Source organism: Staphylococcus sp. IVB6181 (genome assembly GCF_025561445.1).
Taxonomy (GTDB): domain Bacteria; phylum Bacillota; class Bacilli; order Staphylococcales; family Staphylococcaceae; genus Staphylococcus; species Staphylococcus simulans_B.
The window spans coordinates 775,463-801,322 of record NZ_CP095096.1; the positions used below are offsets into that span (position 1 = coordinate 775,463).

A 25,860-nucleotide genomic window follows, 5' to 3' on the forward strand; every position below is an offset into this window, starting at 1 on the left:
GACCAAGGGGTAATTTCAAGTTTTAAATTTCATAATTAAACAAAGGAGAGATTTATTATGACTAAAGATGTAACAGAACAAGGCAGACAAATCCGCGCTAAAAAAGGTTTAGAAATCGAATGTAAAGGATGGGAACAAGAAGCAGTACTTCGAATGTTATACAACAACCTAGATCCAGAAGTCGCAGAACATCCTGAAAAGTTAGTCGTGTACGGCGGTATTGGTAAAGCAGCACGCAACTGGGAAGCATTTGATGCAATTGTAGATACATTGCGCCGTTTAGAAAGCGACGAAACAATGTTAGTACAATCAGGTAAACCTGTCGCAGTCTTTAAAACACATGAAGAAGCACCGCGTGTATTATTATCTAACTCTGTATTAGTACCTAAATGGGCTAATTGGGAACACTTCCATGAATTAGATAAAAAAGGCTTGATGATGTATGGCCAAATGACTGCTGGAAGCTGGATTTACATCGGCTCTCAAGGGATTGTACAAGGGACTTACGAAACATTTGCGGAACTTGCGAATCAGCATTACAACGGTTCATTAAAAGGTACAATCACATTAACAGCAGGTTTAGGCGGCATGGGCGGTGCGCAGCCATTAGCTGTTACTATGAACGAGGGTGTAGTCATCGGGGTAGATGTTGACCCGTCTCGTATCGAGAAACGTATCGATACACGTTATTGCGACATTATCACTGATTCTTTAGATGATGCTTTAGAAAAAGCACAAGCAGCTAAAGAAGCAGGCGAAGCACTAGCAATCGGTTTAGTCGGCAATGCGGCTGAAGTACACCATGAAATTTTAAAACGTGATTTCAAAATTGATATCGTAACAGACCAAACATCAGCGCATGACCCGTTAAACGGTTATGTTCCTGAAGGTTATTCTTTAGAAGAAGCTGAAGAATTACGCGAACAAGATCCTGAACGCTACGTGGTACTTTCTAAACAGTCAATGAAAAAACATGTTGAAGCGATGTTAAAATTCCAAAAACGCGGTGCAGTCGCATTCGACTATGGTAATAACATCCGCCAAGTGGCATTTGATGAAGGTTTAGACAATGCCTTCGATTTCCCAGGTTTCGTACCTGCATATATCCGACCATTATTCTGTGAAGGTAAAGGGCCTTTCCGTTTCGCAGCATTAAGCGGCGACCCTAAAGATATCGAAGTTGCAGATAAAGCAATGCGCGAACTGTTCCCTGAAGATGAGAAGTTATTGCGCTGGTTAGATATGGCAAGCGAGAAAATCGCATTCCAAGGTTTACCATCTCGTATCGCATGGTTAGGTTATGGCGACCGTGCAAAAATGGGCTTGAAACTTAACGAATTAGTACGTACAGGCGAAATCTCAGCACCGATTGTTATCGGACGCGACCACTTAGACTCTGGTTCAGTGGCTTCACCTAACCGTGAAACAGAATCAATGAAAGACGGATCAGAAGCAGTGGGCGACTGGGCAATCTTAAACGCATTAGTGAATACAGCTGCAGGCGGTTCATGGATTTCAGTGCACCATGGCGGCGGTGTAGGTATGGGTTATTCATTACATGCCGGTATGGTCGTTGTCGCAGATGGTTCAGAACGTGCAGACGCACGCTTAGGACGTGTACTTACATCAGATCCGGGTATGGGTGTAGTAAGACATGCTGATGCAGGTTACGATATTGCGATTGATACTGCGAAAGAAAAAGGTGTCGATATTCCAATGTTAAAGGAGCAAGATTCTAATGAGTAATGATGTTGTTATCCAAAATATTGCACAATTAATTTTACCTAAAAAGACGGATAAACCGTTAAAAGGCAAAGAATTGAATGATTTGAATGTAATAGAAAATGCTACATTAGTTGTAAATGACGGTAAAGTTGTTTATGCAGGTGAACATACTGATTTGTATGAAGGGAAAGAAACGGTTGATGCGACGGGCAAAGTCGTTTCTCCTTCACTTGTAGATGCACATACGCATCTTGTATTCGGCGGTTCAAGAGAACATGAAATGGCATTAAAACAACAAGGTGCATCCTACCTTGAAATCCTTGAACAAGGCGGCGGAATCCTTTCTACTGTGAAAGCAACACGCGAAGCGACTGAAGAAGAATTGTTCAAGAAAACAGACAAAGCATTGCGTGAAATGATGTCATATGGTGTCTTAACAGTTGAAAGCAAGAGCGGTTATGGTTTGGATAAAGAAAACGAATTGAAACAATTAAAAGTTTCACACGAATTAGAAGATAAATATGGTATTACAATGAAACATACTTTCTTAGGACCGCACGCGGTACCAAAAGAAGCAGAATCTAATCAAGCATTCTTGCAAGAAATGATTGATTTATTACCGGAAGTTAAAGAGTATGCGGACTTTGCGGATATCTTCTGCGAAACAGGTGTATTTACAGTAGATGAATCTCGCGAGTATATGAAAGCGGCTAAAGAACAAGGTTTCGATGTAAAAATCCACGCAGATGAAATCGATCCGTTAGGCGGTTTAGGTGTCGCAATCGAACAAGGTGCGATTTCAGCAGACCACCTTGTAGCTTCTAGCGAAGAAGACAAACAAGCCTTAAAAGACAGCGATACAGTTGCGGTGGTACTGCCAGGTACAACATTCTACCTAGGCAAAGATCAATATGCGGATGCACGCGGTATGTTAGAAAACAACGGTGCAGTAGCGATTGCATCTGACTTCAACCCAGGCAGCAACGTTACGAATAACTTGCAAATGGTGATGGCGATTGCTGCATTGAAATTAAAATTAACACCGAATGAAATTTGGAATGCAGTAACAGTCAATGCCGCTAAAGCTATTGATGCAGATGCAGGTACACTTGAAAAAGATGATCGTGCAAACTTCGTCATCTGGAACGTACCGAACTATGAATATGTACCGTACCATTATGGTATCAACCATGCAGAATACGTTTATAAAGATGGTAAATTATTCATCGATAATCGTATTAACGTACAGCAATAAGCCAAAGTATTATTAGTATAGGTTAAATTATTTTTTTAGCTATATGCTTGTCATCAGACAGGTATATAGCTGTTTTTTTATTTTTTAAATTTGGTAGCAATACAAAAAGGCAGTTTTTAGTCTCAAGAATTATCTGACAACTATGTTAAGATAAGTGCATAGAGAAAAAGGGGCGGATGAACCATGTTTTGGCAGAACTATATCAATCAATGGAAGGGCGATATCAAAGATAATGTATTGGCAGGTATATTGATCGCATTATCAGCCTTGCCAGGTGCCATTGCTTATTCTTTTATTGTGGGGATGAATCCTTCTATCGGTTTGTTAAGCATGGGCGTCATGATGATTGTCTTAAGTATAACGGCTGGCCGTCCATTGATGATTACCGGACCCAGCAGCGGTATTGCGCTGGTTGCGGCACCTTTAGTTGCACATCACGGTGTCGGCTATTTGATTTGTGCTTCAGTTGTGATGGGGTTATTGCAGCTGCTGATGGGTGCCTTGAATATCGGCAAGCTTATTCAGCGTATTCCGACAGCAGTAGTCATCGGTTTTATGAATGCTTTAGCATTGCTGCTGATGTCATCGCAAATTAATAATATATTCGGTATCTCTTTTGCTACATATATTTTTGCGATCATTTCATTTTTAATTATTGCATATGCGCCGAAAGTGATTTCATTTTTGCCGGCACCTTTAATTTCCATTGTGATTTTAACGATTGCTGCACATTTTTTTCATCCGAAATTAAAGTATGTGCATGATTTAGCAGATATTTATGTTGTTTTGCCGAAACTGCAAATCAAAGATTTTCACTTATTTGCCCATAGCGAAGCACTTTTGATTATTTTAGGCTATGGGATAACGATGGCAATTGTCGGTACGCTGCAATCACTGCTGACAGCGCAGTCATTAGATGTGATGACACATCAAAAAAGCAGTTTAAACCAAGAATCTGCAGCACAAGGACTTGCCAATCTAGCGGCTGGTTTAGTCGGAGGGTTTGGCGGCAGTGCCTTAGTAGGACAATCTAAATTCAATGTCAAAGTCGGCGCAACAACACGATATGCGACCTTGGTAACAGCTTTGTTTCTGTTGTTGACGATTTATGTCTTAGGACCGGTGATTGCTTTAATTCCGATGGCAGTTTTAGCAACAGTACTTGTATCCATTGCATTCAATACGTTTGATAGAAGAACGCTTCAAGCCATCCGCCAAGCACCCGTACAAAATACAGCTACCATTGTTATCACGATGGCAGTCACCTTAACAACGAATAATTTAGCTTTTGGTGTCGCATCAGGCACACTTATCTATTTCATGATACATTTTGCAGTAAAAGGAAGGATAAAACATGAGTAATACAGAACAATTAAAACAGTGGAGACGTTTATTTCATCAGCATCCAGAAGTGTCTTACCAAGAATATTAAACTACAAAGCGATTAAAAGAAATTCTAAAAGCACATGATATTAAAATGGTAGATTATCCATTAGAAACCGGAGTTGTCGCAGAAATCGGACAAGGGGATGAGATTGTCGCATTGCGTACAGATATCGATGCTTTGCCGATACTAGAACAAGTCGACAGCGACATTACCTCTCAAAGTAAAGGCGCTATGCATGCGTGCGGTCACGATATACATATGGCAAGTATTTTAGGGGCTGCTTTAATATTAAAAGAGAAAGAAGCAGACTTGCCGGGACGAGTACGTATTTTATTCCAGGCTGCTGAAGAATTAGGCAGCGGTGCGCAGCAAATGATTGATGCCGGTGTGTTAATGGGGGTCAAAGCTGTGACTGGTTTCCATAATGATCCGACGTTAAAAGTTGGAGAATTCTCGATTAAAGCAGGTGCAATGACTTCAGCTGTAAACCGATTCTTTATTCGTATCCAAGCTAAAGGCGGCCATGCGGCTAAACCAGAAGAAAGCAACGACCCGATGATTATCTTAGGACAATTATTAACGAGTGTGCAATCTATTGTGAGCCGTAATGTCTCTGCGTTTGATTCTGCAGTTGTGACAATCGGAGAAGTATCAGCCGGCAATACATGGAATGTGATTCCGGATACTGCACAAATACAAGGGACAGTGCGTACATTTGATCCGAAAACACGCGCACATGTTGAACACAGACTTCAAAGTATTTGCGACGGTTTAGCGCAAGCGTTTGATGCTAAGGTCGAATTAGATTATATGCATTTGCCGAATGCAGTGATGAATGATGCTGACTTAACAGAAGTTGCGAAAAGTACTGCACAAGAAGCGGGTTATCAAGTGTATGATTTGAAACAGCCGAAAACAATCGGTGAAGATTTCTCAGCAATGAGTGATACGGTACCAGGTGTATTTGCTTTTATCGGTTCTGAATCAGATTATGATCTGCATCATCCGAAATACAATCCGAATGAAGGTATTTTAGAAACAGCACCTGTGTATCTCGCGAATTTAGTTCAAAAATTATTTTAATTTGCTCATGAATGAAATAGGGATTTTGTGGTATAGCATTAATATGACTAATAACGAGGAGTGATAGATAATGGCACCACAAGATCCGCGCAAGAAATTCTCAGATGAAGATTTTCCAAAGCAAGAACAAGAGTGGCCAGGTCTTCAAGCAGATATGGAACCAAAACCTGATTGCGGCGAAACTTCTTATAAAGGACACGGCCGCTTAGAAGGTATCAAAGCACTTGTGACTGGCGGAGATTCAGCAATCGGCCGTGCTGTCGCAATTGCTTATGCACGTGAAGGTGCGTCAGTGGTGATTAACTATCATCCGAAAGAAGAACAAGACGCACAAGAAGTTAAAAAAGTAATTGAAGATACTGGCGGTACAGTTTATCTGAAACCAGGAGATCTTTCAAACGAGTCTTTCAACTATGAATTAGTCGAATATGCGAATGAACAACTCGGCGGTTTAGATAATGTGACACTTGTAGCTGGACATCAGCAATATCACGAAGGCTTCGAAAACTTCAAAACAGAAGATTTCACACAAACCTTTACAACAAATGTGTACTCATTATTCTGGACAGTACAAAAAGCACTGGATTATTTAAAACCAGGCGCAACTATTACGACAACAACATCTATTCAAGGTTATGATCCAAATCCAGTATTGCATGATTATGCGGCTACAAAAGCAGCCATTATTTCATTGACGAAAAGTCTTGCTAAAGAATTAATTGATAAAGGTATCCGTGTCAATTCAGTAGCACCTGGACCATTCTGGTCACCATTACAAATTTCAGGCGGACAACCGCAAAGCAAAATTCCAGAGTTCGGTCAAAGTTCATTGATGGGACGCTGCGGACAACCAGTTGAACTTGCAAGCACCTATGTCTTGCTTGCATCAGATGAATCTAGTTATACAACAGGCCAAGTCTATGGTGTAACTGGCGGTAAACAAATCAACTGATTCAAACATGCAATTTTGCAAGTAACCAATAAATCTGACCCCTCGCTGAATAAAGTGAGGGGTTTCATCATTTGTGATATAAATTCTGGGTAAATGTGAAATGAAAAACACAATATTCGCATTTTGGTAAGCAGTTGCTTATGATAGAGACACTTCAGATAAAGTATAGAAAGGAGATAACAATGAAACATTTTAATCCGAAAGATTTAACGCAAAGAGAAAATTATAAATTATTAAGCGGCAGTGTTTTGCCGAGACCAATCGCATTTGTGACATCCCAAGATAAAGACGGCAATTTAAATGCGGCACCTTTTAGTTTCTTTAATGTGGTAAGCAGCCAACCGCCGATGATTATGATTTCGACAGGCCGTACTAATGGTGTACGCAAAGATACAGCGCAAAATATCATTGATACCGGAGAATTTGTAGTACATATCTCTGAACTGTCAATGATTGAAGGGATTAACAGTACTGCAGCACCGATTGACCGTACAGAAAACGAATTAGAGCGTACAGACTTTAAAACGATTCCTTCGCAAGTAGTAAATGTACCGAGTATCGAAGGTGCAAGTATTACGTTTGAATGCAAATTAGATCGTGTAATTGAACTAGGCAATGATGAAGTCGGCAACGATTTGATTTTAGGCGAAGTTGTACAATATCATATCGCAGACGAAGTCTATATCGAGCCGCATAAAATTGATGTCAAAGCCTTGCATCCTGTCGGTCGTCTTGCAGGTAATGATTATGTGAGACTTGGCGAAGAATTTGTATTAGAGCGCCCAACAGAATAATTGTAAAATTAAATTTTTTCGTTTTCACGATTGACTAAAGCGGACAATCATGATAGGTTTAAAAAGATTCGGAAAATAAAAATAAATAGTACTTATCAAGAGAGGTGGAGTGAAGGGCACTTTGAAGCCTCGGCAACATGGATCGCAGAATTTCTGCGACGCGTGTGCCAATTCCCGTAGCAAAATTGATTGCTAAGAGATAAGAAACAAGCATTGTATCCTTTTTCTTAGCAGGAAAAAGGATTTTTTTAATATATGAGCGAGGTGTTTGAATCATGTCCGAAGAAAGACAAAAAGGGAATGCTTTGGCACTTATTCCTTTGGTTATATTCGTAGGTTTATTCTTAGGTGTCGGTATTATTACAGGCGACTTTACGAAGATGCCGTTGAATATTGCGATTACGATTGCGGTTGTTATCGCATTAGTTATGAACCGTAAACAAAAGTTTGCGGATAAAGTTGAAGTTTTCACTAAAGGTGCAGGTCATTCGAATATTATTTTAATGGTCTTGATTTTCGTTTTAGCCGGGGCATTTTCTAAAGTAACTGAGGAAATGGGCGGCGTTAAATCAACAGTTAACCTTGGGTTGACGTTAATTCCCAGCAACTTATTAATCGTAGGTTTATTTATTATTTGTATGTTCGTCTCTATTTCAATGGGGACATCAGTCGGAACTGTTGCGGCGATTGCGCCGGTTGGTTTCGGTATCAGTGAAGCCACAGATATTTCAGCAGCAATCGCAATGGCAACAGTGGTCGGCGGGGCAATGTTCGGCGATAACTTATCTATGATTTCTGATACAACTATTTCTGCAGTCCGTACACAAAATACACGGATGAGCGATAAGTTTAAAGTGAACTTCAGAATTGTCTTGCCGGGTGCGATTATCACCATGATTATTTTAGGGTTCTTAACGCACAGTGCAACGGTAAGCAGTACAAAAGATTATAGTTTCGAATTTATCAAAGTCATTCCTTACTTATTAGTATTGATATTAGCCTTAATCGGCATTAATGTCATTATCGTACTGATAGGCGGAACTGTCTTGTCAGGCATTATCGGCTTGATTGATGGTTCGTTTAATTGGATTGGATTCTTAAAAGCAGCATCAGAAGGTATGATCGGTATGGAAGATATCGCAATCATCGCTTTAATGATCGGCGGCTTAATCGGCTTGATTCAACACTATGGCGGTATCACTTGGCTTCTGAATTTTGTCCGCAGCAAAGTGAAATCAAGACGCGGGGCAGAATTCGGTATTGCTGGTTTAGTCAGCGCTGCTGATATTTCAACTGCGAATAATACGATTTCTATCTTAATGGCAGGGCCATTAGCGAAGAACATTGCGGATGAATATGATATTGACCCAAGAAAATCTGCTAGTATCTTAGATATCTTCGGCAGTTGTTTCCAAGGGTTGCTGCCGTATAGCCCGCAAGTGATTGCAGCAGCTGGTGTCGCAGGTATTTCACCGTTTAGGCTGGTTCCTTATTCGATTTATCCGATTGTCTTAGGTATCAGCGGTCTGATTGCGATTGCCTTTAACTTGCCGAGACTTAACAAAAGCAAGCAAAAAGCGAAATAACTTTTACTTTCACGCTTGAAAAATGTTAAAGTAATCTTGTTGTGAATTACTATGTTTGTAAGCGCGATTGCTTTGGCTTATATTCTTAAATGCGTTAAAATAATAGAGAGTGTGAAAGTAGGTGACGACAGAGTGGCAAGATATAACATTGAAAACGACGTAGTAGTCATATCATTGGAACGTTTAATGCGTATTCAACCTGAGTTGATTTATCAAGCTTGGACGGATGCTGATATTATGAAACGCTGGTTTATGACTTCTAACCGTTCAAATCAATCAATTGATTTGATTCCTGAAGAAGGCAGACGTTATGAAATTGTAGATGAACGTAACGGCAAAAAGAACAGAGTGACAGGTGTCTTCCAAGAATTAGAAGCACCAAGCCGTATTGTCATGACAATCGGTATGCCTGAATTGAGCGATAAAGAAGATACGATAGAAGTAGAAATCTTCGAACGCGAACCAGGTTCGGATATGACACAAATGAATTTCCGATATACTGCTGTTGTTCCGAAAGAAAGAAGATGGACAACTTTGGAATATAAACAGCAAAAGAAAGAATATCATGATGCGACTGCACATGGTTTTGAAAACATGTTCATTAAACTACAAGAAATTTTAAAAGAGATACAAGAAAACCAAGAAGAATTCTAAAAGAAAAGCAGCGGCACTGAAATATAATTTTCAGTACCGCTGCTTTTATACATATATGAAAATGTTTGAGGAATTATACTGTTTCTTGCCCCCGTTTATTCCAAGTTAAGATGAAGCTGAGCATTGCCAGCAAACTAATACCAGTCAATAAAATGAAGCCGACATCCCATCCGAAGTGATCTACTACAAAGCCGAGTACAATGTTGGCCATCACCGCTCCGAATAAATAACCGAATAAACCAGTTAAACCTGCTGCAGTGCCGGCTGCTTTTTTCGGAACATAGTCTAATGCTTGCAGACCGATCAACATTACCGGACCGTAAATTAAGAAACCAATCGCTACGAGTGATAAATTATCTACCCATGGATTGCCTGCCGGGTTGAGCCAATAAATCAGAACGAAAATTGTTACGCCTAGCATGAAGAAGAAGCCTGCAGGACCGCGGCGGCCTTTAAAGACTTTGTCGGAAATCCATCCGCAAAGCAATGTACCTGGGATACCTGCCCATTCATACAAGAAGTAAGCCCAACCAGATGCTTTCAAATCAAAGTGCTTTTCTTCGCTTAAATAGACAGGTGCCCAGTCTAATACACCGTATCTCACGAAGTAGACAAAGATATTCGCAAATGCAATGGCCCAAATCCATTTGTTGTTGAGGACATAGTTGAAGAGGATTTCTTTTGTAGTTAATTCTGTCTCGAGGGTTGTTCTTGATGCTGTTGGATAGTCATTGCGGTACGCTTCAATTGAAGGCAGACCTTCAGATTGAGGTGTATCGCGAATCAATACATAAGAAATAATCGCAATGATAATCGCTAAAAGTGCGGGATAAATGAAGACGCCTTCGAATCCTTTGAGGTAACCGAAGTTATATAAAGCGGTCATTGAAATACCCCAAGTCGCAATCGGAGCCATCAAACCGCCGCCGACGTTATGGGCAACGTTCCAAATAGCAGTTTTGCTTCCCCGTTCGCTGACACTGAACCAATGGACTAATATTCGACCAGATGGCGGCCAACCCATGCCTTGGAACCAGCCGTTTAAGAACAGCATGATGAACATAATCAAAATGCTGGAAGTAAAGAATGGTACGAAACCAAGCAATAAGTTGACGATAGCTGTTAAAATCAGTCCCAAAGTTAAAAACATGCGCGCATTACTGCGGTCGCTGACAGTTCCCATAACAAACTTGCTGAAGCCGTAGGCAATAGAAACTGCTGATAACGCAATACCTAATTGTCCTTTGCTGAAGCCTTGTTCAATCAAATCCGGCATCGCAAGCGAGAAGTTCTTGCGTAAAAGATAATACCCCGCATAACCGATAAAGATTCCTAAAAATACTTTAAGACGAAGTTCCTTGTATGTAGGATCGACTTGGTCTTTTGAAAGCGGAGCAATCGGTTTCGGCGGTTTTAAAAAGTTAAACATGAAAGCGCCTCCTTAACAAATTATTAACATAATGTTAATACTAAATTTACAAAAAGGCAATATGGGATTTAAAATATAACAAAATAAAAAGACATTCCATATCAGAATGTCTTAGGCGCTTACCTTAATTTAAGAAATCGTACTATGTTTATGCTGCGCAACTCTTGGTTTGTAGTTTGCACCAAGTACATCAATATTCTGCGTAGCAAGTGCATGAATTAATTTCGCAATGACATGCGGTGTACATGAAATATCGATATGATGCGGTGTTAAAACATAATTGACACCTTCTTGGTGTTTAAAATATTGCATGATATCGATGATTTTATCTTTGATAAACATGTCAGACAAACCGTCGACTTTCAGTTTAAAGTGCATTGTCGCTTGGATACTCGGTGCGAATTGATAAATGAAATCTTTCTCTGCATAAGGCAAAATTTGGTATATAGGATAATTGTGATAACTTAAGAAGCTGATGAAATAGGGTAAGTTGCATTTAGGGATTCGAACTTTCAATACAGGATGCTGCTTGATTTTAGTGAATTCAGCTTGAACCGCGTGGCTGTTTTGAAGCTGCCGGCATGCTTTCATTAATTGTCTTCGTTTAAGCCATGTTGATAGATGCCCTATATTAATAATAAATGTGTCATATTTATCTATGAACATAGACAATTCCTCCAGAAGTTTAGTGTAGATTTGAGTGGCAAAAGATAGATGGATGACGTGCTGTTTCAAATTCATTGTAAATTGTATCACGCTTTAAACAATTTTTCACTAGGACTTTTGGACGAAATAATGTATTTGTAATTTCATTTAATTATCAAATATAATGAAATCATTGTTGATTAATTATAGAAGGGGGCATACACATGAAATACAGAGCAGTTGTTTTTGATTTTGACGGTACTATTATCGATACAGAACAGCATCTATATGATGTGATTAATGAACATTTAAGTGCGCATCAAAAAGCACCGATTTCTTTAGATTTTTATCGGCAATCAATCGGTGGTGCAGCATTAGACCTGCATCGTTATTTAGAAGATGAGATTGGGGAAGATGCGACTATAAAATTGTATGAGGATCACCATCAAAAGAGCAAAACATTGCCGATGATAGAGAATATCAGAAAGTTGATGGATGCGTTAGAAAAAGCACAGATTCCTATGGCCATTGCGACCAGCAGCAGTATCAATAATATCCGACCTGCATTAGAACACTTGAATTTAGTTGAACGTGTGCCGGTAATTGTCGGCAGAGAAGATGTTGAAGAAGTCAAACCTGCACCTGACTTGTATTTAACAGCTGTACAACAGTTGAACTTGAATCCTGTCAGCTGTTTAGCGATTGAAGACTCAGTGAATGGCGCGACTGCAGCTCAACTTGCAGGCTTAGGTGTCATTGTGAATACAAATGTGATGACAGAAGCGATGGACTTTAGTACGTTAGACTTAGAAGCTATGAATGTTTCGGCTGAAACAATTATAGAACGTTATTTTAAGTCTTAAGCGGGTGAACACATGTTACTACTTTTCTTTTTAGCAGGTCCGATTATTATCGCAATCGGCAACTTGGTATTAGGACCGATTTTTAATAAAACTATTCCTATGCATGTAAGGTTTCGTGCTTTCATGATAGGTTCTATGATTTATTTGATTTCTGCTTATTTGGTCTATCATTTTATATTAAAAGGGCAAATATAAAAGCTGAGCTTTTGATGAAAATACATCAAGTGCTCAGCTTCTTTCGTTCTATTGAATTAAAAAATACTTACTTCATCATAAAGACAAGCCCAACAACAATGATAACTAATAAAATTGCGTCGACTCCGATCATTAAAGCACGACGGTTGGCTTGTTCGCCTTGTGCTTTCAAACGACGATACATAATATAGTTAGGTATAAAATTAATGATAAGGAGTACAATAACAATAATGACTAAGGTTAACTTCACTCTGATTCTCCTTTGCTATCTTTAGATAGAAAATCCCACAAAAAGGCAATTGCCAATCCTGCTATCAGACCAGCACCTATTCCGATTTTCATATGATTTGTAATTTGTCCGATAATAATACCTAGAATCAATGTAATAGGCAAGACGATACCGACTTTCATCTTTCTCGCAGGAGAAGTCAAAGCACTAAACAATGCGATATAACACACACCGAATACGACTGCCGCAACGACAGAGAGTATCAGAGTATTCGAGATTGTTTCATGACTTGCCATTCTGTTCAAGAAAAAGAATAACGCACCAAAGATAAATGTATAAAGGATGGCACGTGAGACTAATTGTTTAGACAATGTTGACGTCTCCTTTCAATTAAGGTCATCCAAATTATAACATAGTATCTTGGTGCGTCGTATGCACAACGTTAGAGTTCGTCTTTGAATTGCTTATGATCATTCAGGTAAGCGTAGAATAAACCGATGATCAATCCGCCGCCGATATAGTTGCCGATAAAGGCTGCGACAATGTTGATAACTGCAGGCCAGAAATGCAATACATCTGATTGATAGATTGCACCGCCGATGAATAAGCAAGCATTATAAACAACGTGTTCGTATCCCATGAATGCGAAGATAGCAACACCGAACATCATAACGAACATTTTAGCTAAGATATCTTCAATCTGCATCGCAATAACTAATGAGATATTGATGAAGAAGTTAGCAAAGATAGCTTTAGCAAGTAATTCAGTCGGACTTGCTGTCAATGTTTTATGATGCAAGATGACTTCAAGCTGTTTCATCATTTCCGGTGTGACGACGTCACTGAAACGCAAGATGATAAAGAATACTAAGGCACCCAACATATTACCGATAAAGCACAGCATGAAGATTTGGAATGCACGCCAAGGACTGATTACTTTGTAATAAAGACCAACTGTGAAATACATAAAGTTACTTGTCAAAAGCTCTGAGTTGGTAAAGAGAATCAGGACTAAGGCAAAACTGAAGGCAACCGATCCGACAATATTGATAATGCCTGTATTGATTTCTCCTGTATGTACTTCTTGTACAAACCCTGCTTTAATTGCTAACACAAATACTGAGATAATACTGATGATAAAACCGGCCATCATGGCACGTAATAAATACCGCTTAAAATATGTAGCTTGTAAGACGTCTTTAGTTTGGATTGTTTTTACAACTTCTTTAACCCACTTGCGTCCGTAAAATACATTATCCCAACGGATATACTTTTCACTGTTCATTTCTAAAAAACTCCTCGCTCTAGGCTTTAATAATTAACTGAGTTAAAGGTGAGAGGGTGGTCTCAACTTCTGCAATGAATATAGTATAATCGCTTTCGTTGAATTTGTGAATGGTTTCACAATAAAAGTTTTGGTAAAGTTTCATTTTTTGAACGAAAAGTGAAAATTATATAAAAGGTAGCGCTTACATTTTAAAGTATAATTAAATTCATGTCATTTTCGAAAAGGTTATAACAAAACATTATGCAGAAAATTCAAAAATGTAGATTGCGCTTAAATTAAGCTCCATGCTATAATGTTCAAATAATATGTATTTCTTAAATAGACAGCGTTCATTGTGAAATGAATGTATCCCATGAAACGTAAAAGTTCTAATAAAAAATACAATATTTATTTTGAGTGCGAAATGCATTAAAATGCGTGATGATTGCTTTCTTACGTCGTTTAGAAAAAAATAAATGAAAGCGCATACATAAAAGTGTAATTTTTATGTTTTCATCTTAGAATTTTATAGTATAATAGCCTCAATGGGCTTAGCAGAATAGAAATCGATAGGAAAAAGAAAAAAGTGTTTAATTTTTCGCAATCTTCTTAATCTTGGTAAATTGGGATGCTGAGATTTGGTTGACATCATTATGGGGCTGATTATCGATACCAGAACAAACTAAGCCTGGAAATTATGAAAGAGAAGGGGTATTTTCTAATGGAAGAAACTCAATTACACAGGGGATTAAGCTCTAGACAGATTCAAATGATTGCACTCGGAGGTACAATCGGTGTTGGTCTATTCATGGGAGCGACAAGTACAATTAAATGGACTGGGCCATCAGTTATCTTCGCTTATCTGATCGTCGGCTTATTCTTATTCTTAGTCATGCGTGCAATGGGAGAAATGGTTTACTTGCATCCTACTACAGGGTCATTTGCGAACTTCGCAAGCGACTATATTCATCCAGTAGCAGGATATTTAACAGCTTGGAGCAACATTTTCCAATGGGTTGTTGTTGGTATGAGTGAGGTTATCGCAGTAGGCGAATACATGCGCTACTGGTTCCCGGAATTACCGGACTGGATTCCTGGCGTTATCGTTATTGTTTTATTAGCTTCAGCGAACTTAGTATCAGTTAAAGCATTCGGGGAATTTGAATTCTGGTTTGCGATGATTAAAATTGTCACAATCGTCTTAATGATTATTACTGGTTTTGGATTAATCTTCTTCGGATTAGGCAACGGCGGCAATGCAATCGGTTTATCTAACCTTTGGGAGCATGGCGGATTCTTCCCTAATGGTTGGCTTGGATTCTTCTTCGCATTATCAATCGTAGTAGGATCTTACCAAGGTGTAGAATTAATCGGTATTACAGCAGGGGAAACTAAAAATCCTCAAAAGAACATTAAAAAAGCAGTTAACGGTGTTATCTGGCGTATTTTAATCTTCTACATCGGTGCTATCTTTGTTATCGTAACAGTTTATCCTTGGGATGAATTAGGCAACATCGGAAGCCCGTTCGTAGCAACATTTGCGAAAGTCGGTATTACAATTGCAGCTGGTTTAATCAACTTCGTAGTATTAACAGCAGCAATGTCTGGATGTAACTCAGGTATCTTCAGTGCCAGCCGTATGATCTATACATTAGCACAACACAAACAATTACCTAAGTTCTTCTTGAAAGTTATGAAAAACGGTGTACCTTTATACACTGTACTTGCGATTTCACTTGGTATCTTTATCGGTGTTATCTTAAACGTAGTTTTACCTTTATTCATTAAAGGTGCAGACAGCATTTTCGTATATGTATATAGTGCATCGATTTTACCAGGTATGATTCCATGGTTCATGATCTTAATCAGTCACATCCGCTTCAGAAAGCTTCACCCTGAACAAGTGCAAGGCCATTCTTTCACTATGCCGGGCGGCGCACCTGCAAGCTATGTAACGATCGCATTCTTAATCATGGTATTAATCGGTATGTTATTCAATAAAGAAACAGTTATCTCTGTTGTTATCGGATTTATCTTCTTAGGCTTTATGACAGCATTCTACTTCATCAGAGGCTATCATAAATTACCATATAAAGATCAACATTTAGAATAATGACAAAATGAAAAGAGTTGGGCGCAAGCTCAACTCTTTTTTAATGCTCAAATTTAATTTTAGATAAATGCTTCTTGTAGTTATTTAAAGCCATTTTAGATTGGGTAATCGTATCAAGCGAATTAGAAAAGTCCATAGATAAATAACGATAATACAAGACATTAATCGTAAAGAGCTGTGCAACGAGAGATGTCGTCGCAGCCATACGAAACTCGCTTTCCTCCGACTCGCTGTAGAGCAGATTAATATCGCTGTAGCATGCTATCGGATTATCTGCATTGCCCATCAATGTAATGAGGAATAAATGATAATCAGATGCTACACGAACAATGGCTTCCAGTTCATTGTGTTCACCGCTGTTGGATATTACAAATAAAGTATCTCTGGCATCATGTGTTGCGATTAAACTGATTAAAGTATGTACACTCTCGATACACTGTGCATTCAATCCGACTTTAGACAGCTTTTGTGTCAAATCCAAAGCAGAAATATAAGATGCGCCGAAACCGAATAAAAAGATAGTGCGAGAATTTTTCAGTCTTTCGCAGACATGTTCGATTTGTTGTTCATCGACATCATTAGACGCATTGCATAGTGTTTGCGTGGTACGCGAAAGCATTTTGCGTTTAATCGAGTCGATGGATTCATTCGGCTGCAGTTCTAATGGCTTTGGCTGCGTACGTTGAGACAAGTACTTCGCAACTTCAGTTTTTAAAGCTTGAAATCCGCCTTCTGTAATTTTATAGCCGAAGCGGACAACAGAAGAAGGGCTGGTATTGGTGCTGTCAGCTAAATCCGAAGTGGTCATATTGATGACCTGGTGCGGCCGTTGTAAAATAAAATCCGCAATTTTCCTCTCGCTTTTAGTGAGTGTGCTGTATTTTGTTTCAAGTGTAAATAATATATTTGTCATCATAACCACCTGCTTCTTGATCTATTTTAAGATGATAGATAGCGGTAAACAATTTCCCTTAATTGTTTCAGCAAACTGAATTGAAAATCAGATAGCCTCCCAGATATCTGCTAACCGTAACAATGGTTTTAAGTTTACTATATGACACGCACTAAAACAATTGAGGATTTAATTAACTATTACTACAATACCAATATTATTAATGTTTAAACAGTTTACTAATAAAAATAAACAATCTATCAAAATATTAGTGTTCTTGATGATGAAACAAGTGAAGAACCTCATGGATTTGAGCTTCAAACGTATCGATTAAAGTATAATAGTTGCCGGTAGTGAGCGGCAGCAATGGTTGATGTATGAGTTTTGAAAGCAAGTCGCAATAACGTACAACGAGAAATGAGGGGTGTGTCTCTATTAAAGCTACAGCTTCATGATGTGCGTGTGCTACCCATGTTTGAATGGACGCACGATGCTTTTCAACTTGTTTGGGCCGGTTGAGCAATAAAGCGTGGCGATAGTTTCTGCTTAAGGATAAACCGAATACGAGTTGTTCATACAGCTGTGCTTCTATTGAAGGTGTTGTCATAAGAATAGGCTCCTTTAAAGAAAATGATTTGTGATTTTAAACCGAATAACATAAGATAAATGCATGAGAAAATAATTTTGTGTTAAGAGGAGAGCATTATGGAATTAAGAAATCATAAACCGGCATGGCGTGACTTAACGTTAATCCCGATAGGTATTGTACTGATCTTTATTTTTACATTTATACAGACATTGATCGCAGCTAATTTTAATGTAGCGTTGACAGAATCAACATTGATACCCATTTCAGCAATCGGACAAATCAATACATATATAGCGTTATTAATCATTTACTACTACTTCCATTACAGTGAAATGCCGCTGAGGTTCTCTTTAGGATGGCAATATGTGAAGCGGCACTGGCTGTTTCTATTGATTATGCTGGTTATCGCGATGGGCGCAGAAACACTTTACAATCATTTGATGACTTTATTGCCGGAAGGCTTCGGCTATACTGAGACACAAAATGAAAAAGAGTTAGATGCATTGTTTCATAATCCTGCTTTCTTGCCGTTCACCTTTATCTTTGTCGTGATACTCGGTCCTGTCGTTGAAGAATTGTTCTTCAGAACGATTTTAATCGGAGAGTTAGGCAAGAAATTCAATTATATTGTCATGGGCATTATCTCAGTGATTGGTTTTACATTGATGCATGTGACAGGTGCCAATTCACCGTTAGAATTCGGTTCCTACTTAATTATTGCATTGGTCATTGTGTATGTATATTTCAAATCCGGTAAAAATACTGCATCCACAATAGCGATTCATATGGCTAACAACTTAGTATCCTTTATTATGTCGCTATTTTTCTTATAAGCCGCAAAAATAAACTCCAACTGATGGTTTGTGCCATTAGTTGGAGTTTAAAAATTGCTGATAATTATAAATGGTAATGTCATGTGTTTTGACAGTTTTATGGAATGAATAAGAAATATCATGAATCGCATCAATTGCGATTTCTTTTGTATGTCCGTGCCCGATATCAAACGTTACGACACGCCACTCGGCATGGCGGCAGACTAAGCCGATAAAGATGACATTTTCAGTGAAGGTTTGCTGATTCATTTCATATTCAACCAGCATGACATTGCGTTCGGCACAATAAATTAATAAGTCCGAAAATGTTTGAGGAAGTGTCGGATTTGGATTAGATTCGAATTTAATGTAGCGATCCATACGTTTTAGGATACGTCTTATATGTGTGGCAGGTTGGTTTAAACATTTCTTGATAAGCTGTTCGATTTCCTTTTTATATGGGAGTTGAGAATAAGATTGGCTTTCATTCAATGTCATAAACAGTGCCAGCATTTGATCTTCGGTCAATTCAAGGGTAATAGGGGCATGACTTTGCTGGATACGATAGCCGCCGAGCATGCCTTGTTTTGCGATAATCTGTACCCCTTGCTGTTCTAAATCTTGAATATCGCGCAAGATAGTACGCTTAGAAACTTTAAGTGTTTTCGCGAGCTGAGATGCAGTAAGCTGATCATTCGTTTCAATTGCTTGTACAAGTTTATTTTGACGTTCTATTTTGTTCAATCATGCCACCTCCGAAACATTACATATTACAATCATTATAGCATATGTATTTAATTTTGATATTTATAAACGGTGCTTTTGAAAAAAAGATAAAAAATTCTCGAATTTTTTCAAGTAAACGCTTACATTTTCAAAAGTTATGTGCTACACTATCATTAGTAACTAGGAGATAGCACTTAGTGAACAAAGGGGTAATGATAAATCATAGTCGTGTGATTTATTAGAACGTGCAAATCACTAGTTAATTAACATCTTCAATATTATTACTTACTTTCCTTTCTATGCCGACTAGTTAAGCTAGTCGGTTTTTTATTTTTTTCAAGGTTATTAACAGTCGAAGGGTGTAACGTGCTAGAATGTAAACATACATAAGATATTAAGGATATGAGGTGTGTATTTTGAATCAACAGCAACTATTAGAATTAGATCAAGCAATCAGACATTGGTTAAAAGGTTTAGATGACATTATTCCGAATTTAATTGCAGATATGCATACAGAGACTAAATTAAATAAATTCGACTTAGTGACGAATGTCGATCGAATGATACAAGATCAGTTTGAAGCATTTATTAATGAACATTATCCTGACCATCAGTTATTCGGCGAAGAAAAGAACAATGATTTAGTCGATGCGAAACACGGTGATGTATGGGTCATGGATCCTATTGACGGTACAGCGAATCTTGTAAAACAAAAGACAGATTACTGCATTATTTTAAGCTACTTCTCTGAAGGAGAACCGCTGCTTGCTTATATTTATGATTATCCGCATCACACATTATATAAAGCAATCAAAGGCGAAGGGGCTTTTGAAAATGAAGTCAGAATGCCGAAAGTTGCGCCGCTCCATATTAATGATGCGATATTGTCTTATAATTTATATGTTATTAATGAACAGACACAAGCAGATTTGAAAAATGCGGCATTCAGTTATCGTTTAATCGGTTCTTGCGGACTGGATTCTTTACGTGTAATGAAAGGTCAATTCGGAGCACATATCAATACCAATGCAAAGCCATGGGATATTTCAGCACAGTTCTTATTTTCTGAAGAGTTAGGTTTGAAGATGACGAATTTGAAAAATGAACCTATCGATTTTGCGCTTGGCGGACCATTTATCATCAGCAATTTCGGCTGCCACGAAGCTGTCCTTGAAATTTTAAACCGCGACGGCGGTTATGAAGTCAATAAAAATTCATAAGACTTAAGGACCATTTCAAATAATTTGAGCTATAATATAATTGATTTAAATAAAGACAGAGGAGTGGTTGGGTGAAAAGAGCAGATAAATCTGGTCGCAAAATGGGGCTGGTGCCTAAAATTTTGTTATGGGCATTTGGTATTTTAGTCCTGCTTGCATTAATCGCTGCAATTTATTTAGCGGTTAAAATTTTTGCGGTAGGCGGCAAGATTCATAATCCGTTAGACAGAGATAAATCCGAATTAAGAAAAGAAAAAGTTGATCTAAATAGAGGCGACCCGTTCACGATTGCCTTATTCGGTGTAGACAGCAATGCTCAGCGTAAGAGTGAAGGAGACGGTCAGCGTTCAGACTCTATTATGGTGTTATCGATCAACCCTGATAAAAAGACAACTGAAATTGTCAGTATCCCGCGTGATACACAAGCTGAAATTGTAGGACACGGTTCAACAGAAAAAATCAACCATGCTTATGCTTACGGCGGACCGAACATGGCAGTCAAATCATTAGAGAAATTGTTAGATGTACCGATTGATCATTATGCGACAGTTGATATGGATGGCATTAAAGGCATGGTGGATGCTATCGGAGGCGTAGATGTTGTCAGCAACGCAACATTCAGCTTTGACGGCAATCATTTTGTTAAAGGCGAGAAAACGCACTTGAACGGCGACCAAGCACTGGCATTTATCCGTTCTCGTAAAGAAGAAGGCGCAGGAGGCGACTTCGGCCGTCAAGAGCGTCAGCAATTAGTCTTGCGCGGTATCGCGGATGAGTTGACAAGTGTTAAATCACTGACAAACTTTAATGGTGTGACAGATCAAATCGAACAGAATGTAAAAACAGACTTATCTTTAGGCGAGTTGAATACAATCCGTTCTAAATATAAAAAAGCGAATGAAAACGTAAACCGTCTTCAATTAGAAGGCAGCGGCGGTATTCAAAATGATGGACTCTATTATTACGTTCCAGATGAATCATCATTAAATAATGTATCGAATGCATTAAGGGAAAACCTGGATTTATAATGACAAATTGCCAAGTTGAACTAAAGTTCAGCTTGGTGTTTTTTTATTCTAAAATGTTAGTTTCTACGCAAATAAAATAATAAAATTCGGGTAATATCAAGGAGAGGGGGAATATCTTATGACAAACAATCGTGAAGAAAACCAAGTAGATAATCAAGAAGTACAAGACGTATCTGAAATGGTAGATGAAGGCGGCTTAGGTGCAGATAACTATTATGGTATTACTGAATACCAAGCTAACGGCAATGCTGTAGAAGTCGGTATTGATCAATTCAAATTAAAAGCCAGCGAATACAATGATGTTGATTTAGTGAACGCACTTGTATTGCATGCAGATGCGAACCACAATGAATCTAAATTCGATGAAGCTATCAATATTCTTAAAGAGGAATTATTAGGTAGATTACATGATAAGTAAGAACTAATGCCGGCATGTCATGTGTCGGCATTTTTTTTCTCTTTTAATCGTTTTTTGGCAATAATTAGATTTATATGACGAAGCTATCTAAACTTTTATGGAAAAAAGATGTGGAAAATAAAAAATAATGAATAAAAGGTTTAATATGTCAACTTTAGAGTGAATATATAAGTATGGGTCTTAACATTTATGACAATAAGTATTAGAATTAACAGTAAGACTATTTTTTTATTGCGTGGGCCAAAAAAGACTAGTCTTCAATATTTACGGTTTATATAAAAAACAGAGGTTATGGAAATGAGTTGAATCTTTAGAGACTTTTTCGTTTCTAAAGGGAGTGAGATGCAACCGCAATATTGTTGCATTGTTCATCTAAAGATTGCTTAATTTCAAAGACTATTATGTTTTCTACATACTTTCGTATAACAGAGAACATAGCAGCGTGACATCGTGAGTGCGTGCGACCCTTGCATGACCGCCAACCCTCATCAATTGGCCAGGTATGCATTAGTCGGTATGTCATCAGCTTAAACACATTTGCTAGACCTCAGAATATAGGGGTGATTATATGCAAGACCATCTTGTCCTTACATTAGACGGGAAAGACTATCTTGTGGAACCAGGTACGAATCTTCTCCAGTTCATCAAATCTAGAGATACATTTGTGCCGTCAATCTGTTATAACGAATCGTTAGGGCCGATTGAAACTTGTGACACATGTGCGGTAGAAATCGATGGTAAAATCGAACGCGCATGCGGAACAACAATTGATCGACCAATGGTCGTTAACACGACAAACAGCGATGTGAAAGCATCTCAAAAGGAAGCTTTAGATCGCATTTTAGAAAAACACGTACTTTATTGTACAGTGTGCGACTACAACAACGGTGACTGCGAAATCCATAATACTATGGATGAATTCGGTGTTCAGGAACAATCATATGAATATAAAGACAAAGGTTATGAGAAAGACTTCGGTCCTTTCTACCGTTATGACCCAAGTCAATGTATTCTATGCGGCCGTTGCGTAGAAGTTTGTCAAGATGTACAAGTCAACGAAACGCTATCTATCGACTGGGAACGTGAACAACCACGTGTTATCTGGGATAACGACGTATCTATCAACGAATCATCATGTGTATCTTGCGGACAATGTGCGACAGTATGTCCATGTAACGCAATGATGGAAAACCACATGGTGGGCGAAGCTGGTTATATGTCAGATACTGAACCAGGTACTTTAGCAGACATGATTGACTTGACTAAAAAAGCAGAACCAGGTTACGGTCCGCTATTTGCTATTTCTGACTCAGAAGCAGCAATGCGCGAAGAACGTATTGAGAAAACGAAAACAGTATGTACATACTGTGGTGTGGGATGCTCATTCGACGTTTGGACAAAAGACCGTGAAATCCTTAAAGTTCAACCGCAGCACGATTCGCCAGCAAATCGCATTTCAAGCTGTGTGAAAGGTAAGTTCGGTTGGGATTACGTCAACTCAGAAGAACGTTTGACAAAACCATTAGTACGTAAAGGCGACGAGTTCGTAGAAGTTGAATGGGAAGAAGCATTGAATGTAATCAGTGAAAACTTCTTGCGTATCAAAGAAGAACAAGGTGCTGATGCATTATCATTCATCGCTTCATCTAAAGGTACTATTGAAGAATCTTACCTAATGCAGAAATTATCAAGACAACTTGGTACAAATAACGTCGACAACTGTTCACGTTATTGCCAAGCACCTGCGACAAAAGGTTTATTCCGTACAGTAGGCCACGGCGGCGACTCAGGTTCAGCGGATGATTTAATGATTGCGAAAATGGTTGTTTTAGTAGGTACAAATACAGCTGAAGCACACCCTGTTATCGCATCTAAAATCAAACGCGGACACAAACTTTACGGCAACAAATTACATGTCTTCGACATTCGTAAGCATGAAATGGCAGAACGTGCCGACAAATTCTATCAACCTAAACCAGGTACTGACTTAGTTTGGATGGCAGCTGTCACAAAATACATCATCGATAATGACCTTCAAGATCAAGCATTCATCGATGAATGGGTAGACAATTTCGATGAATACTACAAATCATTAGCACCATTCACAATGGAATTTGCGGAAGAAGCAACAGGTATTCCTAAAGAAGACTTGATTCATTTCGCACATGAAATGGTAGATTCTGAAAGTGTAAGTATTGCATGGGCTATGGGTGTTACACAACAAGACATCGGTAGTGATACAAGTACTGCAATTTCAAACTTATTGCTTGCGACAGGCAACTACAGAAGACCAGGTACAGGTGCATATCCGTTACGCGGACACAACAACGTACAAGGCTGCAGTGACGCAGGCAGTATGCCGGATAAATTCCCTGGCTACCAAGATGTGACAGATGATGAAATCCGTGCGAAATTCGAAAAAGCATGGGGCGTTGAAATTCCAGCACATGTCGGACGCGACAACCATCAAATGATGGACGGAATTCATAAAGGTGAAATCGACGCAATGTACATCTACGGTGAAGATACTGGTATCGTAGATTCAAACATTAACTATGTACAAGCAGCACTTGAAAAAGTCGGCTTCTTAGTTGTTCAAGATGCTTTCTTAACACAAACTGCACGCTTTGCGAACGTAGTATTGCCGGCAGCGCCGTCACTTGAAAAAGATGGTACTTTCGCTAATACAGAACGTCGTATCCAACGCTTATACAAAGCAATTGAACCGCTTGGCGATTCTAAACCTGACTGGGAAATCATTCAATTGATCGCAAACAAAGTCGGCTTAGATTGGAACTATACACATCCAAGCGAAATCATGGATGAAATGGCAAGCTTGACACCATTATTCGCAGGTGTAAACTATGAACGTTTAGAAGGCTACAAGTCATTACAATGGCCAGTACATGAAGACGGTACAGACGAACCGACATTGTACTTGAACGGATTCAACTTCCCTAACAAACGTGCGAAGTTCTATCCATTAACATTCGATAACTTCTTCAAACAAGATGAAGAGTACGATATCCATGTGAACAACGGACGTATCTTAGAGCACTTCCACGAAGGCAACATGACTTATCAAGTGCCTGGTATTAAATACAAAGTGCCGAATGTCTATGTAGAAATTTCACCTGAATTAGCGGAAGACCGCGGTATTCATGAAGGTGCTGAAGTCAAATTGATTTCTTCTACAGGAGAAATTCAATTAGTCGTTCACGTTACAGATCGCGTAAAAGGCAAAGAAATTTATATTCCTATGAATAACAATGCGGATGAAGATGGTACTGCAGGTGCAGTGAACATGTTAACAAACAGTGATGTGGATAAAGACACAGATACACCATCTTACAAACGTACATCTGCACGTATGGAAGTTATTACAAGAAGAGGCAAATCACCATTGAACCCTGCTAACTTCCGTGTAGATACAAAACGCAACCCGCAATATAGTGTTCAAGTTCAGAAAAAATGGGAACGTCCAGACTACGTGTTCCCAGGAAATCAGGTGAGACACGATGGCTGAAAATATTAGAAAAATTAGACGTATGGAAGTTTCGCACGAAGAGCAAAAAGCAAAAGACATCAATGAAGTGACGGATGCAATTGCGGAAAATAAAGATGTTATTTTAAAAGCAATTCGTTTAGTTAAAGTCTTAGATGACGCAAAAATCTTAGACGCTGGTATTGGCGCAGTCGAAAAACGCGGTGTCATCACTAAGAAAATCACAAATGAATTGAATAAAGAGCACTATACAGGTCTTTTAAACAACTTAGCACCGCTTGTATTTATGCTTGGCAAAGTTGACGTTGCAGGCACAGAAGAAATGTTGGAGAAATTAAATAAAGGACTTAAAAATGCGAATCAAGCAAGTCCGAACCAACGTACGTCAATCGGCAGCTTAGTCGGTTTATTGAAAGATGATGAAGCAAACAGAAGTATTACTTACTTCTTAAATATTTTAAAAGGAATGTCTCGTTAATTTGGGAGATTGCTT

General features: G+C 38.7%; 24 protein-coding genes, 1 pseudogene and 1 riboswitch. Of the genes and pseudogenes, 17 read left to right on the forward strand and 8 right to left on the reverse strand.

Annotation, left to right across the window (positions count from 1 at the left end; translation table 11 throughout):
* The first annotated feature begins 57 nt into the window (after positions 1–57).
* The 8 genes and pseudogenes from hutU (at position 58) to MUA90_RS03430 (ending at position 9,436) form a co-directional block, all read left to right on the forward strand.
* Positions 58–1,746, forward strand: a complete 1,689-nt coding sequence (gene hutU, locus MUA90_RS03395; protein WP_262588342.1) for a urocanate hydratase — start codon at positions 58–60, stop codon at positions 1,744–1,746.
* Positions 1,739–2,980 carry an imidazolonepropionase gene (hutI, locus tag MUA90_RS03400; RefSeq protein WP_262588344.1) on the forward strand — a complete coding sequence of 414 codons (1,242 nt, stop codon included), beginning with the start codon at positions 1,739–1,741 and terminating at the stop codon, positions 2,978–2,980. The genes hutU and hutI overlap by 8 nt, the downstream gene beginning before the upstream one ends.
* Positions 2,981–3,163: 183 nt before the next feature.
* The gene (locus MUA90_RS03405; protein ID WP_262588346.1) at positions 3,164–4,342 is read left to right on the forward strand and encodes a SulP family inorganic anion transporter; all 1,179 of its coding nucleotides are present in this window, start codon (positions 3,164–3,166) and stop codon (positions 4,340–4,342) included.
* A pseudogene (locus MUA90_RS03410) lies at positions 4,335–5,450 on the forward strand (amidohydrolase). The gene MUA90_RS03405 and the pseudogene MUA90_RS03410 overlap by 8 nt, the downstream one beginning before the upstream one ends.
* A gap of 70 nt (positions 5,451–5,520) precedes the next feature.
* Entirely contained in the window at positions 5,521–6,402 is an 882-nt protein-coding gene (locus MUA90_RS03415; protein WP_262588347.1) for an SDR family oxidoreductase, read from the forward strand.
* Between the two features lie 182 nt (positions 6,403–6,584).
* The gene (locus MUA90_RS03420) at positions 6,585–7,196 is read left to right on the forward strand and encodes a flavin reductase family protein (RefSeq protein ID WP_105993228.1); all 612 of its coding nucleotides are present in this window, start codon (positions 6,585–6,587) and stop codon (positions 7,194–7,196) included.
* 89 nt (positions 7,197–7,285) lie between these two features.
* Positions 7,286–7,402, forward strand: a riboswitch (SAM riboswitch).
* 69 nt (positions 7,403–7,471) lie between these two features.
* The gene (locus MUA90_RS03425) at positions 7,472–8,782 is read left to right on the forward strand and encodes a Na+/H+ antiporter NhaC family protein (RefSeq protein WP_262588348.1); all 1,311 of its coding nucleotides are present in this window, start codon (positions 7,472–7,474) and stop codon (positions 8,780–8,782) included.
* A gap of 132 nt (positions 8,783–8,914) precedes the next feature.
* Positions 8,915–9,436: an SRPBCC family protein gene (locus tag MUA90_RS03430; RefSeq protein WP_105993230.1), complete on the forward strand. Its 522-nt coding sequence runs from the start codon at positions 8,915–8,917 to the stop codon at positions 9,434–9,436.
* A 73-nt stretch (positions 9,437–9,509) separates the two neighbouring features.
* On the opposite strand, the gene glpT is transcribed toward MUA90_RS03430, so the two are convergent.
* On the reverse strand, positions 9,510–10,865 hold the full coding sequence (gene glpT / locus MUA90_RS03435; protein ID WP_262588349.1) for a glycerol-3-phosphate transporter: 1,356 nt from the start codon (positions 10,863–10,865) through the stop codon (positions 9,510–9,512).
* Between the two features lie 129 nt (positions 10,866–10,994).
* Positions 10,995–11,531: a hypothetical protein gene (locus MUA90_RS03440; protein ID WP_262588351.1), complete on the reverse strand. Its 537-nt coding sequence runs from the start codon at positions 11,529–11,531 to the stop codon at positions 10,995–10,997.
* Positions 11,532–11,734: 203 nt separating this feature from the next.
* On the opposite strand from MUA90_RS03440, the gene MUA90_RS03445 reads away from it, so the two are divergent.
* On the forward strand, positions 11,735–12,373 hold the full coding sequence (locus tag MUA90_RS03445; protein WP_262588352.1) for an HAD family hydrolase: 639 nt from the start codon (positions 11,735–11,737) through the stop codon (positions 12,371–12,373).
* A gap of 12 nt (positions 12,374–12,385) precedes the next feature.
* Entirely contained in the window at positions 12,386–12,568 is a 183-nt protein-coding gene (locus tag MUA90_RS03450; protein WP_105993234.1) for a hypothetical protein, read from the forward strand.
* Between the two features lie 67 nt (positions 12,569–12,635).
* Here the strand turns inward: MUA90_RS03450 and MUA90_RS03455 are convergent, their stop codons facing one another.
* The 3 genes from MUA90_RS03455 to MUA90_RS03465 all read right to left on the reverse strand — a co-directional run bounded on the left by MUA90_RS03455 (position 12,636) and on the right by MUA90_RS03465 (position 14,082).
* Positions 12,636–12,818 carry a hypothetical protein gene (locus tag MUA90_RS03455; RefSeq protein WP_262588353.1) on the reverse strand — a complete coding sequence of 61 codons (183 nt, stop codon included), beginning with the start codon at positions 12,816–12,818 and terminating at the stop codon, positions 12,636–12,638.
* Complete coding sequence (locus tag MUA90_RS03460; protein WP_262588354.1) at positions 12,815–13,168, reverse strand: hypothetical protein; 354 nt, start codon at positions 13,166–13,168, stop codon at positions 12,815–12,817. Before MUA90_RS03460 ends, MUA90_RS03455 begins: the two co-directional genes overlap by 4 nt.
* Before the next feature lie 71 nt (positions 13,169–13,239).
* Complete coding sequence (locus MUA90_RS03465) at positions 13,240–14,082, reverse strand: formate/nitrite transporter family protein (RefSeq protein ID WP_262588356.1); 843 nt, start codon at positions 14,080–14,082, stop codon at positions 13,240–13,242.
* A gap of 703 nt (positions 14,083–14,785) precedes the next feature.
* On the opposite strand from MUA90_RS03465, the gene MUA90_RS03470 reads away from it, so the two are divergent.
* A complete protein-coding gene (locus MUA90_RS03470; RefSeq protein WP_262588358.1) occupies positions 14,786–16,177 on the forward strand; it encodes an amino acid permease in 1,392 nt (463 codons plus the stop codon).
* Between the two features lie 40 nt (positions 16,178–16,217).
* Here MUA90_RS03470 and MUA90_RS03475 read toward each other — a convergent pair whose 3' ends face one another.
* A complete protein-coding gene (locus tag MUA90_RS03475) occupies positions 16,218–17,090 on the reverse strand; it encodes a MurR/RpiR family transcriptional regulator (protein WP_262588360.1) in 873 nt (290 codons plus the stop codon).
* Positions 17,091–17,337: 247 nt separating this feature from the next.
* Positions 17,338–17,676, reverse strand: coding sequence for a hypothetical protein (locus MUA90_RS03480; RefSeq protein WP_262588361.1), 339 nt, complete (start codon positions 17,674–17,676; stop codon positions 17,338–17,340).
* Positions 17,677–17,774: 98 nt separating this feature from the next.
* Here MUA90_RS03480 and MUA90_RS03485 point away from each other — a divergent pair, with 98 nt between their 5' ends.
* Positions 17,775–18,491: a CPBP family intramembrane glutamic endopeptidase gene (locus tag MUA90_RS03485; protein WP_262588363.1), complete on the forward strand. Its 717-nt coding sequence runs from the start codon at positions 17,775–17,777 to the stop codon at positions 18,489–18,491.
* A 36-nt stretch (positions 18,492–18,527) separates the two neighbouring features.
* On the opposite strand, the gene MUA90_RS03490 is transcribed toward MUA90_RS03485, so the two are convergent.
* Positions 18,528–19,214: a helix-turn-helix transcriptional regulator gene (locus MUA90_RS03490; RefSeq protein ID WP_105993242.1), complete on the reverse strand. Its 687-nt coding sequence runs from the start codon at positions 19,212–19,214 to the stop codon at positions 18,528–18,530.
* A gap of 398 nt (positions 19,215–19,612) precedes the next feature.
* Between MUA90_RS03490 and MUA90_RS03495 the strand changes: the two genes are divergently transcribed.
* The 5 genes from MUA90_RS03495 to MUA90_RS03515 all read left to right on the forward strand — a co-directional run bounded on the left by MUA90_RS03495 (position 19,613) and on the right by MUA90_RS03515 (position 25,845).
* Complete coding sequence (locus MUA90_RS03495) at positions 19,613–20,416, forward strand: inositol monophosphatase family protein (protein WP_262588366.1); 804 nt, start codon at positions 19,613–19,615, stop codon at positions 20,414–20,416.
* Positions 20,417–20,487: 71 nt separating this feature from the next.
* Entirely contained in the window at positions 20,488–21,444 is a 957-nt protein-coding gene (locus MUA90_RS03500) for an LCP family glycopolymer transferase (protein ID WP_262588368.1), read from the forward strand.
* A gap of 118 nt (positions 21,445–21,562) precedes the next feature.
* Entirely contained in the window at positions 21,563–21,862 is a 300-nt protein-coding gene (locus tag MUA90_RS03505; protein WP_262588370.1) for a hypothetical protein, read from the forward strand.
* 568 nt (positions 21,863–22,430) lie between these two features.
* On the forward strand, positions 22,431–25,388 hold the full coding sequence (fdhF, locus tag MUA90_RS03510) for a formate dehydrogenase subunit alpha (protein WP_262588371.1): 2,958 nt from the start codon (positions 22,431–22,433) through the stop codon (positions 25,386–25,388).
* Positions 25,381–25,845, forward strand: coding sequence for a helical membrane plugin domain-containing protein (locus MUA90_RS03515; protein ID WP_105993247.1), 465 nt, complete (start codon positions 25,381–25,383; stop codon positions 25,843–25,845). The genes fdhF and MUA90_RS03515 overlap by 8 nt, the downstream gene beginning before the upstream one ends.
* Positions 25,846–25,860: the final 15 nt, after the last annotated feature.